The organism is Streptomyces sp. NPDC004435, from assembly GCF_042873895.1.
Classification (GTDB): domain Bacteria; phylum Actinomycetota; class Actinomycetes; order Streptomycetales; family Streptomycetaceae; genus Streptomyces.
In genome coordinates this window covers 231431-245221 of sequence record NZ_JBIAMB010000008.1, presented here as the reverse complement: position 1 = coordinate 245221, position 13791 = coordinate 231431, and the positions used below count along the sequence as shown (strand labels likewise).

General features: G+C 71.7%; 12 protein-coding genes. 4 read left to right on the top strand and 8 right to left on the bottom strand.

Going from position 1 to position 13791, the window contains the following annotated elements; genetic code table 11:
• Positions 1–96: 96 nt before the first annotated feature.
• Complete coding sequence (locus tag ACFYT9_RS17010) at positions 97–2214, bottom strand: discoidin domain-containing protein (RefSeq protein ID WP_389164359.1); 2118 nt, start codon at positions 2212–2214, stop codon at positions 97–99.
• A 330-nt stretch (positions 2215–2544) separates the two neighbouring features.
• Here ACFYT9_RS17010 and ACFYT9_RS17005 point away from each other — a divergent pair, with 330 nt between their 5' ends.
• On the top strand, positions 2545–3537 hold the full coding sequence (locus ACFYT9_RS17005) for a LacI family DNA-binding transcriptional regulator (protein ID WP_376602876.1): 993 nt from the start codon (positions 2545–2547) through the stop codon (positions 3535–3537).
• Between the two features lie 262 nt (positions 3538–3799).
• On the top strand, positions 3800–5104 hold the full coding sequence (locus tag ACFYT9_RS17000) for a flavin-containing monooxygenase (protein ID WP_387274358.1): 1305 nt from the start codon (positions 3800–3802) through the stop codon (positions 5102–5104).
• A 275-nt stretch (positions 5105–5379) separates the two neighbouring features.
• On the opposite strand, the gene ACFYT9_RS16995 is transcribed toward ACFYT9_RS17000, so the two are convergent.
• The 6 genes from ACFYT9_RS16995 to ACFYT9_RS16970 all read right to left on the bottom strand — a co-directional run bounded on the left by ACFYT9_RS16995 (position 5380) and on the right by ACFYT9_RS16970 (position 10622).
• On the bottom strand, positions 5380–6495 hold the full coding sequence (locus ACFYT9_RS16995; RefSeq protein WP_387274356.1) for a tryptophan dimethylallyltransferase family protein: 1116 nt from the start codon (positions 6493–6495) through the stop codon (positions 5380–5382).
• Positions 6496–6718: 223 nt separating this feature from the next.
• Positions 6719–8080 (bottom strand): cytochrome P450, encoded by a 1362-nt coding sequence (locus ACFYT9_RS16990; RefSeq protein ID WP_389164354.1) that lies wholly within the window; start codon positions 8078–8080, stop codon positions 6719–6721.
• Positions 8081–8085: 5 nt separating this feature from the next.
• A complete protein-coding gene (locus ACFYT9_RS16985; RefSeq protein ID WP_376602129.1) occupies positions 8086–8688 on the bottom strand; it encodes an ATP/GTP-binding protein in 603 nt (200 codons plus the stop codon).
• The gene (locus ACFYT9_RS16980; RefSeq protein WP_376602128.1) at positions 8663–9040 is read right to left on the bottom strand and encodes a DUF742 domain-containing protein; all 378 of its coding nucleotides are present in this window, start codon (positions 9038–9040) and stop codon (positions 8663–8665) included. The genes ACFYT9_RS16985 and ACFYT9_RS16980 overlap by 26 nt, the downstream gene beginning before the upstream one ends.
• On the bottom strand, positions 9037–9438 hold the full coding sequence (locus ACFYT9_RS16975) for a roadblock/LC7 domain-containing protein (protein WP_376602127.1): 402 nt from the start codon (positions 9436–9438) through the stop codon (positions 9037–9039). The genes ACFYT9_RS16980 and ACFYT9_RS16975 overlap by 4 nt, the downstream gene beginning before the upstream one ends.
• The gene (locus ACFYT9_RS16970) at positions 9435–10622 is read right to left on the bottom strand and encodes a sensor histidine kinase (RefSeq protein ID WP_389164351.1); all 1188 of its coding nucleotides are present in this window, start codon (positions 10620–10622) and stop codon (positions 9435–9437) included. The genes ACFYT9_RS16975 and ACFYT9_RS16970 overlap by 4 nt, the downstream gene beginning before the upstream one ends.
• Before the next feature lie 556 nt (positions 10623–11178).
• On the opposite strand from ACFYT9_RS16970, the gene ACFYT9_RS16965 reads away from it, so the two are divergent.
• Positions 11179–11493 carry a hypothetical protein gene (locus ACFYT9_RS16965; RefSeq protein ID WP_389164348.1) on the top strand — a complete coding sequence of 105 codons (315 nt, stop codon included), beginning with the start codon at positions 11179–11181 and terminating at the stop codon, positions 11491–11493.
• A gap of 49 nt (positions 11494–11542) precedes the next feature.
• On the opposite strand, the gene ACFYT9_RS16960 is transcribed toward ACFYT9_RS16965, so the two are convergent.
• Positions 11543–12148, bottom strand: a complete 606-nt coding sequence (locus ACFYT9_RS16960) for a dihydrofolate reductase family protein (RefSeq protein WP_376602124.1) — start codon at positions 12146–12148, stop codon at positions 11543–11545.
• A gap of 211 nt (positions 12149–12359) precedes the next feature.
• Here ACFYT9_RS16960 and ACFYT9_RS16955 point away from each other — a divergent pair, with 211 nt between their 5' ends.
• A complete protein-coding gene (locus ACFYT9_RS16955) occupies positions 12360–13541 on the top strand; it encodes a hypothetical protein (RefSeq protein WP_389164345.1) in 1182 nt (393 codons plus the stop codon).
• Positions 13542–13791: the final 250 nt, after the last annotated feature.

Sequence of the window (13791 nt, the reverse complement as noted above, 5' to 3'; positions counted from 1 at the left end):
GGTCGCGCGTGCGTCCGGAGGCCGGGTGACCGGGAGTCGGCGGGGCCGCCCCTGGGGGCTGCCGAGGCCCCGCCGGAGTCCTCGGTCGGTCGGGGGCTACTGGTAGACGCGTACGTAGTCGACGAGCATCCTGGCGGGGAAGGGGGTGGTGGTGTCGGTGGGGCCGGGCCAGTCACCGCCGACCGCGAGGTTGAGGATCAGGTAGTGCGGGTGGTCGAAGATCCAGGGGCCTCGGGTCTGCTCGACCTGTTCCTTGTCGAGGGTGAGGACGGTCCGTCCGTCGAGGCTGTAGACGATGCCCTTGCTGGTCCATTCGGCGGCCCAGGTGTGGAAGTCGTCGGAGAAGTCGGCGTCCTGGGGCAGCTTGTACGGCGCTCCGATGCCGCCGGCGCCGTGGTAGGCGGGGGCGTGGACGGTGGAGTACGAGGTCTTCACGTCCTTGCCGAGGACCTCCATGATGTCGATCTCGCCGTTGTAGGGCCACGGCCGGCCGGTCAGGAAGTCGCCGCCCATCATCCAGAAGGCGGGCCACAGGCCGTTGCCCTTGGGCACCTTGACGCGGGCCTCGACCCGGCCGTAGGTGAACTGGAAGGTGGATCCGGTGTTCATGCGGGCCGAGGTGTACTGGCAGGTGGTGCTGCCGGTCAGCGGGTCGGGCGGGCAGCCCTTGCCGGGGGTGGCCTGCTTGCGGGCCTCCAGGACGAGGTGTCCGGCTCCGTCGAGCGCGGCGTTGTCGTGGTCGGTGTAGTACTGCAGCTCGGCGTTCTGGCCGGTGCCCGGGTCGGCCTTCCACTTGGCGGGGTCGGGCTTTCCTCCGGCCGCCCCGTCGAACTCGTCGCTCCACACGAGCCGGGGCGGGTTCGCGGGGTCCTGCGGGAGCGGCGGGGCCGGGTTCGGGGCGCCGCCGGTGCCGTACACCTGGAACTCCCACAGGGAGTAGCCGTAGGCGGTGGCGCGCTCGGTACCGTACATGCGGACGTGGCGGCCGGTGCCGGAGACGGTGAGGGTCTGCTTGAAGCCGGTGCCGGTCGTGGTGGAGTAGATCGGGGTCCAGTCGGTGCCGTTGTCGGAGACCTGGATCTGGAAGGACCTGGCGTGGGCGGGGTCCCACTGGAGGACGACCTTGCTGATCCGCGCGGGGGCGCCGAGGTCGACCGAGATCCAGGCGGGGTCGGTCCAGCCGGTGGTGGAGCTGGTCGCCCAGCGGGAGGCGGGGTCGCGGTCGAAGGCGCGGGCGGGGGTGCATTCCCAGCAGTTCTGGTCGCTCTGCGAGGAGGAGGCCGAGCCGGGCCGGCCGTAGGAGAGCAGGGTGCCGCCGTCGTTCCCGCCGTCGGTGCCGGTGGTGCGGACGGCGAAGGTCCACAGCGAGTAGCCGTAGGCGGTGGCGCGTTCGGTCGCGGCCATGCGCACGTAGCGGCCGGTCCCGGCGACGGTGAGGTCCTGCGTACCGCCGGCGCCCGACGTCGTCTCGTACAGGGTCCGCCAGGACGAGGCGTCGTCGGAGACCTGGACGCGGAACGACCTGGCGAAGGCCGCCTCCCACGCGAGGGTCACGCCGCAGAGTTCGCGTACGGCTCCGAGGTCGACCTGGATCCACTGGGCGTCGGCGAAGGCGCTGGACCAGCGGGTGCCGGCGTCGCCGTCCACCGCGTTGCCGGCGGTGAAGGCGCCCTCGGCGCTGGATGCCGTGACGTTGCCGCCCCGGGCGGCGTCGGTGCCGGCGCAGGTGGCGCCGGCGGTGCCGTGGACCTGGAACTCCCACAGGGAGTAGCCGTAGGCGGTGGCGCGTTCGGTCGCGGCCATGCGCACGTAGCGGCCGGTCCCCGCGACGGTGAGGTTCTGGACGCCGCCCGTTCCCGAGGTCGTCTCGTGGAGCGTGGTCCAGGTGGTGGCGTCGGTGGAGACCTGGATGCGGAAGGACTTCGCGTACGCGGCCTCCCAGTGGAGTGAGACCCGGCCGATGGCCGCGTTCGCGCCCAGGTCGACCTGGATCCATTGGGTGTCGGTGAAGGCGCTGGACCACCGAGTGCCGGCGTCGCCGTCGACCGCGGCGGCCGGGGCGAAGGCGCCCTCGCTGCTGGAAGCGGTGACGTTCTTGCCCTGGGACAGCGGGACTTCCGCGGCGCGGGCGACGGTGGACGGAACGGTGGTGAGGGTGAGCAGGGTGGCCACGACGGCGACAAGCAGACCGACGCGGCGAAGCAGCGGACGCACGGCGTCTCCTCGGGTGGGGAAGGGTCAGGGAGCGCTCCCTGAGGGGTGAGAATGGGCCGGTCCGCATGGACTGTCAAGGCTCCGGTTTACTTGCCCGACACACTGAGGACTCCACAACTCCCTTTGAGGGAGCGGTTTCTGAGGGTCGTTCCGGAGTAGTTCGAGGGCCTCTGACCAGGAGGGGAGATGCCGTACGGACGGGGGTGCGGGACGCGCCTGAGCGGAGCGGATGTCGTCCGCGGGCCCGTTGACATGGGCGCGGACGGCGTTCATCCTCGCCAGAGAACGCTCCCTGAACGGTGTCCGGCACCGTCGATCGAATGGACGTGGATGAAACGGCCCACGCTGGAAGTGGTCGCGGCGCGCGCGGGTGTGTCCAAGTCGAGCGTCTCGCGGGTCGTGAACGGTGAGACGACCGTCGCTCCGCAGATCCGCGAGGTCGTGATGCGGGCCGTCCGCGAACTGGGGTACGTGCCCAACGCCGCCGCCCGCAATCTCGTCACCCGCCGCACGGACGCCGTGGCCGTCGTCGTCGCCGATCCGCCCCAGGGCGTGGTCTCCGACGATCCCTTGTTCTCGACCGTCGTGCGCGCCGTCAGCAGGGAGCTGGAGGCCGCCGGCAAGCAGGTCGTGCTGATGCTCGCGGAATCCGAGCGCAGCAGGGCGCGGGTCGAGGCGTACGTGGCCGGCGGGCATGTGGACGGCGTCATGCTCGTCGCCCTGCACGGCACGGACCCGCTGCCGGCCGCACTGGCCAGAACGGGCCTGCCGATGGCCTCGTTCAACCGTACGTCCGTGCCGGACGTGCCGTACGCGGGGGTCGACAACACCGGCGGCGCCGCGCTCGCCGTGCGGCATCTGCTGGAGCGCGGACGGCGCCGGATCGCCGCGATCACGGGGCCGCTGGACCTGTTCGAGGCCCGGGAGAGGCTGGAGGGCTACCGCGAAGCGCTGCGGGGAACGGGTCGGCGGTCGATCGTCGCGCTCGGCGACTTCACCCGGGCGTCGGGCGCCGAGGCCATGCGGCAGCTCCTCGATGACGATCCGGCGCTCGACGCGGTCTTCGCGTCCAACGACCTGATGGCGATCGGGGCGCTGCGCACGCTGCGTGAGGCCGGTCGCCGTGTGCCCGAGGACGTGGCCGTCATCGGCTTCGACGACATCGAGGCGGCGGCGTACACCGCCCCGGCGCTCACCTCCGTCCGCAGCCCCATGGCCGACCAGGCGATCGCCACGGTCCACCTGCTCCTCGGGCTCATCGAGGGCGGCCCCATGACGCCGGTGGTGATTCCGAACGAACTCGTCGTCCGCGAGTCGACCTGATCACACGGCACACATCGGCGACGGCTGCTGCCACGGCGGCGGGTACGGGAACCGGTACAGGTACGGGTACGCCGATCCGGCCGGGATCACGGAACCGGCCCCAGGCCCTCGACGCCGCGAGCGCCCGCCGTCCGTCGGCGAGCGGATCGGCGCGGTGCGGTGGGTGTGACCGGCGCCTCGGGGTGTCGCGCGTGTGAGGCGGGGGGCTGGTGGGAAGTGAAAGATCGTTCGAGTGGAGAGTGTTCGTTCTGTGGGAGAAACCTTGAGTGTGTGCGTGATCGGTGCGGGGCTGTCGGGACTGGCGACCGCACACGCTCTGGCGGTCAAGGGGATCGATTTCGTCTGCCTTGAGCGGGCGGTCGATGTCGGCGGGATCTGGCGGCAGCCGGGGGCCGGTGAGCCGGGGCCCGGGTACCGGTCGCTGCATCTGAACACCGCGAAGCAGCTCACGGGGTACACCGAGTTCCCGATGCCCGACGCGTACCCGCTCTATCCGCGGCACAGTGAGGTCGCGGCCTATCTGCGGTCCTTCGCCGAATGGGCGGGGGTGGTGGACCGGATCGAGTTCGGCGTCGAGGTCGTGACGGTGCGGCAGGAGGGTGACGACCCGTCGTGGACGGTCGTCAGCCGCGGGGCGGACGGGACGCTGGAGTCCCGGCGGTTCGCCCATGTCGTCGTCGCGTCGGGGCACAACACGGTGCCGACGCTGCCGAAGCCCGCGCCGCCGGGTGCCGACGGGTTCGCCGGCAGGATCCTGCATTCCGTCGACTACCAGGACGGGGCCGACTTCGCCGGGCAGCGCGTCGTCGTCGTGGGTCTCGGCGCGTCGGCGGTGGACATCGCCACGGACCTCTCCCGGCACGCCGCGCACACCGTGCTCTCGGTGCGCCGCGGGCTGCACATCGTCCCCAAGCAGCTCTACGGCATGTCGGTCGACGCGATGGCCGAGGTGCCGTGGTTCACGGCCATGTCCCTGCCCGAGCAGATCGAGTTCGCCGAGAAGGCCCTGCAGGTCGCGCGGGGGCGGCTGTCCGACTACGGCCTGCCCGAGCCGGACCACCCGCTCTTCTCCTCCCCCGTGACCATCTCGGACGAGATCCTCAGCCGGATACGCCACGGCGCCGTGCACCCGCGGCCGGGGATCGCCCACCTCGACGGCAGGCGGGTGGTCTTCACCGACGGGACCTCGGAGGAGGCCGACGCGATCGTCTACTGCACCGGCTACCACATGGACTTCCCGTTCCTGCCCGAAAAGTGCCCGGCCGGGCCGGGCGGTTCGGTCGAGCTGTACCGGAGGGTCGTCGCTCCCGGCCGCCCCGGTCTGTACTTCGTCGGCCTGGTCCGCCCGATGGGCGCGATCACGCGGCTCGTGGAGGCCCAGACGCACTGGGTCGCGCGCATCATCGCCGGCGAGGTCGTCCTGCCGGACGCGGACGCGATGCGCGAGGAGGTCGACGCGTACCTGAGCGGCATCGCGGCGCGCTACGGGACGGCGGAGGGCGGCTCCTCCATACAGGTCGACGTCGGTCCGTACCTCAAGGAGATGCGAGGGCTCCAGACCGCCTGAGGAGGCGGCCGGGCCACCAGGGCCGGCCGCGGGGCCCCGCTTCGACGACGGGGGCTCCCGGTGGAAATCCACCGGGAGCCCCCGTCGTGCGGGCGTCGCTAGGGCGTGTTTCGAAAGTCCCGCCTGCCCCGCGACGCCTGGCACGCACGCTCGCCGCGTTGTCGGGATCGTCCGAGTACACCCGGTACGAGGACGACCCTCCGCCTTGCGATCGCACGCACCAGACGCCGGGGGGCCCGCCCTCCGGGCGGACGGCGCTACTTTCGAAACACGCCCTAGACCCCGGCCGCCGCGCGGCGCCGCAGCTTCGCCGGCGGTCTGACGGCGTACGCCTCCGACGAGAGGTACGCGGTCACGCGGGGCGGATGGCCCTGCTGGTGGACGAGCGCGAGGTAGGCGATGAGGCCCACTCCGTCCTCCGGCCGCCTCGGGGTGAGGGCGGGCAGCGAGCGGACCAGAGCACTGGGATCCATGCCATGGCTCCGCAGGACGTCCACGGCCCGGTCGAGGACCTCGCCGTCGTCCCGGGCGTAGTCCCGGACCGGGATGTGCAGGGTGAAGCCGCTGGGCCGGCCGGTCTCCGTCTCGGTGAAGGAGTGGCAGGACAGGCCGGGCCGCCGGTGGAGGCCGTCGGTGGCGGCGGCGGCCCGGAAGAACTCCTGGATCTCCGCCGGCCCCGGGCCGGAGCCGGTCCGGGACAGGTTGCCCGCCTCAGCGGCCGACAGGTCGAGGTGCCGGGTGTACACCTTCAGTCGCGGCGTCTCCCACCGGCCCAGGTCCAGGGCGAGGAAGGGGTGGCCGTCGGCCGACGGCAGCGCCGCGTACGCCTCTCTGTGCCCGAGTCTTCGCAGCGCCTTCCGCAAGGTCTTGGCGGAACGTTTCTTTCCTGACGCGGCCGGGTTCAGATACACCTTGACCTTGGGTACGCCGCCGGGCACCAGCTCCAGGGCGATCCAGAGCGCCAGCGGCCCCTTCGGCTGGGCGGGGAAGAAGAGGTCCTCGATCTCGTCGAGCCGCTCGGTGGAGAAGTCCCAGCGCCGGGCCATGGCGCGGACGACGTCCAGACCGATCCGGCCGTTCTCCGCCCGGTTCTCCGCCCCGCAGCCCGGCTCGATCAGCACCCGCAGAGCCGGGGCCCGTCCGGGGCTGAAGGAGAGCGAGTACTCGACGGGCGTGTGGTCGTCCGAGAGGAAGGTCCGCGTCGGGGGCGGCAGGGCCAACGACCGCTGGGCGGACGGGCCCAGCGCCTCGACCAGGGTGTCCGCATACGTCTCCGTGTCGGCCGGAGAAAGGCCGACGACGTCGCAGAGACGGACCAACTGGGCCCGGGTGAAGGCGCCGAGCGTACCGGGCTCCGGGTCCTGGGAGATGTCGAGCGGCAGGCTGCTCACCGGCACCCCGCCGGAGACTCGGGCACGCAAGAAGATACCCGCCCACAAGGGCGGGTATCCCGGTGCGCACCACCACGGGGCGGTGGCTCAGCCATAGCGGTGTCGGTGGATATGTGGTCCACGACATCTCCTCTACCTCATACGCAACTTTGGTGACGATCGATCATTACCCCGGAGATCGAATAGTCATGCGGAGTGAGGGAGACTACCGGCGCGTCGTGGATCAGCTGGTGAGCCAGGACAGGAACTGGCTCCAGCGGCCCTTCCGTTCCTCCTTGCCCTCCCCGCCGGTCCGGTCGCCGGCCTGCGCGCCGGCCGCCGTGCCGCTCACGTCGGGCCGTGCGTCGCCACGTCCGGATGCCGGGACGGGGGTGAACTTGGCGGGCAGCGTGGCGAGGGCGCGGTTGAAGGGGCCCGGACGCCAGATCAGGCTGTCCTCCGGCACGGCGAGTTCGACATCCGGCAGCCGGTTGAGCAGGTGCTCGATGGCGGTGACGGTGATGTGCCGGGCCGGCTCCTTGGACGGGCAGCCGTGCAGGCCCGCGCTCCACGCCAGATGCGAGCGGTTGCTGCCCGAGGATCGGGCGGCCGTCAGGGCGGGGCTCGAGTTGGCGGCGGCGAAGCTCACCAGCATCAGGTCCCCCGCCTGCACCTTCTCCCCCGCGAACTCCATGTCGTGGGCGGGGTAGTGGGGCGCGTAGTTCGACATGGGCGGGTTGTCCCACAGCGTGTCGTCGAGAGCCTCGTCGATCAGGCCGCCGCCGTCGGCGTAGCGGTCGTCGGTGAGCAGCCGGTGCAGGGTGTTGCCGAGGAGGTTGCGCAGCGGCTCGGCGCCCGCGCCGAGGAGGAGGGCGAGCTGGTGGACCATCTCCTCGTCGCTCAGCTTGGCGTGGTGCTGCATCAGCCAGGAGGTGACGTCGTCGCCCGGCCGGCTCCGCTTGAGCGTGACCAGTTCCTGCACGGCTCCGAACAGCACCGCGGTCGCCTTCTCGGCGTTGACCCCGTCGAACATGCCCGTGATGCCGAAGAGCACCCGGTCGCCGATGCCCGCCGGGCAGCCGAAGAGTTCGTTGAAGACGAACAGCGGGAGCTGCTTGGCGTAGTCGCCGAGCAGGTCGGCCGATCCCCGGGAGCCGAACTGGGAGATCAGGTAGTCCGAGATCCGCTCGGTGTTCCGGGCCAGCCGCTGCGTGTCGATCCGGGCCATGCTGTCCGTGATCGCCTGGCGCAGCCGCAGGTGCTCGCCGCCGTCGCTGAACATGCAGTTCTGGCGGTAGGCGAGGAGGGGCACGACGGGGCTGTCCTGCGGGATCCGGCCCTCGTTGAAGTCCCGCCACAGACGTGCGTCCTTGCGGAAGGTCGCGGGGTCCTGGAGGAGTTGGAGCGCGGTGGCGTAGTCGGTGACGAGGGTGGCGTCCACCCCGGGGGCGAGCTCCACGGGCGCGGTGGGCCCGTAGTGGCGCATGTACGCGTAGTACGCCTGCGGGTCGGCGGCGAACTCCGGTCCGTGCAGGGGGATCCGCGCGCCCGAGGCGTGGGCGGGGCAGCCGGGCGGGGGCACCGGGGCGGGGGTGTGGGCGTCCATGGCGGCTACTGCTCCTGTCGGGCGCGGTCCAGCAGGAAGCGGACCAGGGTGGTGAGTGCGCCGGCGGACGACTGCTCGTCGCGCGCGTCGCAGGTGACGACGGGGGTGTCGTCGAGCAGGTCCAGCGCCTCGCGCAGCGCCGCCTCGTCCCGCAGGGGCGTGCCGTCGAAGTGGTTGACGGCGATGGCGTATTCCAGCCCGTACTGCTCGATCAGGTCGATGACTCCGAAGGAGTCCGCGAGCCGCTCGGGGTCGACGAGGACCAGAGCGCCGAGGGCCCCGCGCGCGAGGTCCTCCCACATCTGCACGAACCGCTGCTGGCCGGGGGTGCCGAACAGGTAGAGCACGATGCGGTCGCTGATGGTCAGCCGGCCGAAGTCCATGGCCACCGTGGTGGTGGTCTTGCTCCGGACGCCCTTGAGGTCGTCGACGTGCTCGGCGGCCTGGGTCATCCGCTCTTCGGTGGTCAGCGGCTCGATCTCCGAGATCGAGCCGATGAACGTGGTCTTGCCGACCGCGAAGTGCCCGACGACGAGGATCTTCACCGGGATCTGCGAAGCGCCGTCGCGTACGTAGTCGCTCTTATCCAAACTTGGCGCGGAGACCATTCAGCACCTCCTCCAGGATCTCCCGGTCGGCGAGGGCGGCTCGGCGCACCGGGGAGCGGGTGATCAGGTAGCCGCCTTCGGTCAGGGCGGCGAGGAGGATCTTCACCACGCCGAGGGGCAGCCGGGTGTGGCCCGCGATCTCGGCCACCGAGAGGTAGCCGGCGGCGCAGATGTCGATCAGCCGCTGCTCCTCGGGGGAGAGCCGGGTGGGCCGCTGGCCCTCCTCCGGTGCCGCCGTGACCAGTGTGATCAGGGAGAGCTGCTCCTCGTCGGGCAGGCCGCGTCCCTTGGTGATGACGTACGGCCGCACGAGTTCGGCGGTCTCCGGCTCCCAGTCCTCGCGTCCCGTCATGAGCGGGTGCCGAGGTTCTCGCGCGGCGGCGTCATGAGTACCTTGCCGAGCTGGCCCACGAGCTGCTGCATCCGGAAGGTGATGTCGGCCATGTCGACGTCCGGGGACGCGGAGAGGCCGAGGTAGGCACCCTCACCGGCGGAGATCAGAAAAACCCAGCCGCCGTCGAACTCGACCAGGGTCTGCCGCCACCGTGCGCCCGGGTCCTCGCAGAAGAAGGCGAGCGAGCGGCTCAGCGACTGCACACCGCTCATCGCGGCCGCGACCCGGTCGGCGTTGTCCTTGCCGTAGCCGTTCGACCTGGCCATCAGCAGGCCGTCGGCGGATATCAGGACCGCGTGCAGGGCCCCGGGAATCTCCAGGGCGCTGTCGAGCATCCATGACAGATCGTCGTTCACGTGACCTCATGTCCTTCGCTGCTTGCACGAGAGGGGCCGCTCGTGCGGTCCGGCGCCTCCGGGAAGGAGGCCCGGCCGGACTCCGTGCCTCGCTGGAAGGCACCCATGATCGCCGCCGCTTCGGCGTCGGAGCGGCTCGGAGCCTGCGCGGGGGTACTGCTGGGCACGATGGCCATGGGCCGCTTGCGGCGCCGCTTCGGCAGGCCGTCGGCGGTCGAGGAGGCCGGGGAGGGCGAGGGGTGCGACAGCACGGCTTCGGGACCTCCCGGGATCGGAGTGCTGGGGGCGGCGATCACGGGCGGCGCCGCGGGCTTCTGCACCGGCACGCTGGTGAGCAGCTCGTGCGGCAGCAGGACGACCGCGCGGACCCCGCCGTACGGCGAGGACGAGTCCACGGCCACCTCGAAGCCGAAGCGCTCGGCGAGCACGCCGATCACCGCGAAGCCGAACTGCGGCGGGTTACCGAGTCCGGAGACGCCGGTGACCCGGTCGCTGGAGAGCAGTCGCTCGGCGCGCACCCGCTCCTCGTCGCTCATGCCGACGCCCGCGTCGTCGACGACGATGCACACGCCCTTGGGCACGGTGCGGGTGTTGATCTCGACGACGGTGTCCGGGCTGGAGTAGCTGGTGGCGTTGTCGAGGAGCTCGGCGAGCGCCAGCGCCACCGGTTCGACGACCCGGCTGGTGAGGCCGAAGTCGACGCGGGAGAGGATCTCCACCCGGCGGAAGTGCCGGATCCGGCCCTGGGCGCTGCGGATCACGTCGTACACGGACGCGACGTCGCGGTGGCGGCCGAGCCAGCCGTCGCACAGGACGGCGATGGACTGCGCGCGCCGGCCGAACTGCGAGTTGGTGTGGTCGATCTCCAGCAGGTCCTGCAGCATGGCGGACTCGCCGTACTTGCTCTGCAGCCGCGAGACGACCAGCTGCTGCTCGGCGGCGAGGCCCTGGAGCGTCCGCATCGCGGACTTCAGGACCGTCTTCGTCGCTTCCTCGGCCTGCTCCTGTGCCGTCTCGACGGACTGCGTGTAGTGGTTCTCCAGGTCGGAGTAGTGGCTCCGAAGCCCGTCGATCTGCTGCTTCAGGGCCTTGGCCGCCCTGCGCTGGCGCACGATAACGGCGACGGCGGCAGGAACGAGGACCAACAGAGCCCACAGCGCCGGGTTCTGTATGTATTCCGTCATAAGACTCTCTTCAGGCGGCCGATGGCCAGTGACTGAATTCCCGTCGATGCGGTGTCCCGGCGAACCGTCCGCATCGGAAGACCTGCGCGGAACACCCTGAGGTCGGAGGTGTCGAACTGCGCTCATCCACCCGCCCCGCTTGCGGCAAGATCGTACCACTGTGCGATTACGTGACTGTCCGTCAATAGACAGGGTGACGAGAGAAGTCGGACGGTACGGGGTGGTCTCCCGGTCGCCGGAGGCATGCCTTCCGTCCGAGCCTCCGCCGACGGCGGCACGTCACCCCAGGTCACAAGCGCAGGGGGGCTCTTCCGACGACATCCCGCCGCTCTCGAACGGCCGTCCGGACACCGCTCGATTCGGCCTTCGGCCACCGGTGTCCCGCGAGGGCCTGCCCCGGCCCCGTGGACGGGCCGGCGGCCGATGGTCGCCGAAGCGGCCGAAGCCGCCGTCACGCCTCGCGCCGGACGGAGTCCGTCCGGCGCGGGCGGCGGACATTCGGAATATGATCTTCCGTCGGCCGCTACGGCGATGGTTCGAGGAGAGGACTCCACGCATGGACGACCGCACGTCACCACCGGACCACGCGGGTGCCGAACCGCGGACGTCCCGGCGCGCCGTGAGCACGACCGACGCGACACCCTCAGGGTTCCTGCGCCTCGTCCTGCGCGCGGACGCCCTCGCCACGTCGAGGGTCGGAAGCCTGACGCTGATCCCCGTCCTGGTCGTACTGGTCGGCACCGACACCCTCGTGGGCTACGTGGTCGCGGGTGCCCTCTTCGCCACCGTGGTGGCCGTCGGTGTGACCGGCCGTCGTCACGAGCGGCGCGACGACCTCGTTCGACGCCGCCGCGAGGAAGCGGCGGGGTAGCGGGTGCGGTGGGCCTGAAGGGCTCCCTCCCCGGCGGACTCCGGCAGCGTCACGCGGGAGCGCCGAGCGGAGGGTGTTCGAGCACGCGGGGCTTGTACTCGACGAGCTGGATGCGACCGTCGAAGGTGCGGTGCTCGGTCATCTCCAGGGCGACGTCCGGGTAGCCGTCGTAGATGCGCTCCGCGCCGGTGGCCCCGGTGATCACCGGGAACATCACGACCCTGAAGCGGTCGACGAGCCCGGCCCGGAGCAGGGACCGGGACAGGCTGAGGCTGCCGATCGTGCTGAGGAGCCCCGAGCCGCCCGTCTTCATGGCACGGACCGCCTCGACCGCGTCCCCGCGGACGAGCGTGGCGTTCGCCCACGTCAGCGGCCCTTCGAGCGTGGAGGAGAACACCACCTTGGTGGCGCGTGTGAGTTCGTCCACGGACGCCTCTTCCTCGGGCCTGAACTCGTCCTGGCCGTCCGGGACCTCGCCCGCGGCGAAGCCCGACATCAGACGGTAGGTGTTGGCTCCCATCAGGTAGGTGGGCTCGGGCTGCTCGCCGAGCCATGCCAGGTACTCCGGGCCTTCGAGGCCCCAGAACCCGGGCCATCCCTCACCCGACGCGTAGCCGTCGAGGGAGGTGATGAAGTCGACGAGAAGCTCCGGCATGGCGGTGTCCTTTCCTGGGTTGTCACGAGCTTGGACCGGCCGAGAGCCACAAACTCATCTGCCGCGCGGTGGAGCGTCGAGAATTCCCACGACAACGGCGTCTCGCGCTGCGGCGCCGGTGACCGCGAGGTGTCGGCGCGCGCGGCCGCCGGGGCCGCTCCCGACAGCCCCCCCCTGCCCGTAGAGCCGAGCCGCACATACCATCGCCCGCGTGACTGACGGCATGGTGCGAGCGATCACCGGGCTCTTCCGGAGGCGCGGACGGGCGAGCGAGCGCGCGGACGGACTGGATCGGGTCGAAGCGGAGATCGCCGCGTTCGGTGAGGCACTTGCCCGGCATCCCTTCGTGCCGGACCACCGCACGCACGGCTCCCGGCTCCTCGCCGACTACCGGCGAGCGCTGGACGCGTACGAGCGGGCCGAGCGCGGCTTCGTCGGGGACCGGACCCCGCGCGACGCCGCCGCCGACGTGCTGCGGGCGCTCGACGAGGGGCGTCACGCGCTGGCCTGTGTGGACGCCGCCGTCGCCGGCCTGCCGCGCCCCCCTCGCCTTCCCCTCTGCTTCTTCGATCCCCGCCACGGGCGGTCGGCCGAGGAGGTCCGCTGGGCCCCCGCCGGGGGGACCGCGCGGACGGTCGCCGTCTGCGCCGCCGACGCCGTACGACTGGCGGAGGGCCGCCCTCCGATCGAGAGCGGCCTGCGGGAACGGAGCCCGGACCCGCGGCCTGTGTCCCGTACGGAGCGACGCCCCGAGCACCCTTCGGACGAGGTGGCGGCGGCGTCTCGGTCACTCACGCCGACGGACCCGTACGGAACCTGGCCCGCGCACACGGAAACGCGGCAGCGCCGGGAGAGCCGTGGCGACGCCGGCGTCCAGCTGAGCCGTGCCGACGCGCGCGAGCCCGCGCTGCTCGTGGTCCACCTGGAGCGGGCGGCCGACTCGTGGGTCGAACTGACCGGCCCGCGCGGCGACGACGACCTGCCCCGGCGGATCCTCACGCACGGGTCCTCGCTCTCGCGGGCCGTCGTCCCGGTGCCCACCGACGGCCACAACACGGTCCACCTGGAGATGCACACACGGCGGGGGTGGCGGATCTGGCTGCACCCACCGCAGAACATCCCGCTCCTGGACGAAGAGGTGAGCTCGACCGGCTCGTACGTCCTGCGGCATCCCGGCGGCCGGGAGCCACTGCGCGTCACCCAGCACGACGGCTCCGCCTTCTCCCTGCACGTCCTCCAGGAAGACTTCCGGCCCGGGAAGCTCCTGTGCGAGGGAACCGGGGCGTTCACGGCGGAGGCCGTCACGCCGAAGAAGCCCTGCCTGCTGTACATCCGGTCGCACGGCGTGTGGACCCTCACCCCGACCGGAGACCCCAAGCGCGCCGACCCCTGACCCCGGAACGGCGCCGACCCGTGCGACCGCCGCACGGCCGTGACTCCTCCGGCAGCGACACGAGCGCCGCCGCCGACCCGAAGGCTCCGCCGAGGGCGGCCGAGCCGTCAGGCACCACCACGGCCGAGGACCGTCGCGCCCGCAGGGGAACGCGAGGGGGCGGTCGCCGTCGGTCCGCTGCCCGTCCCCCGCGCGATCCCCTGCGCCGCCGTCCTCCGCTGACCGGAGACGCGGCACCGTTCCGGACCCC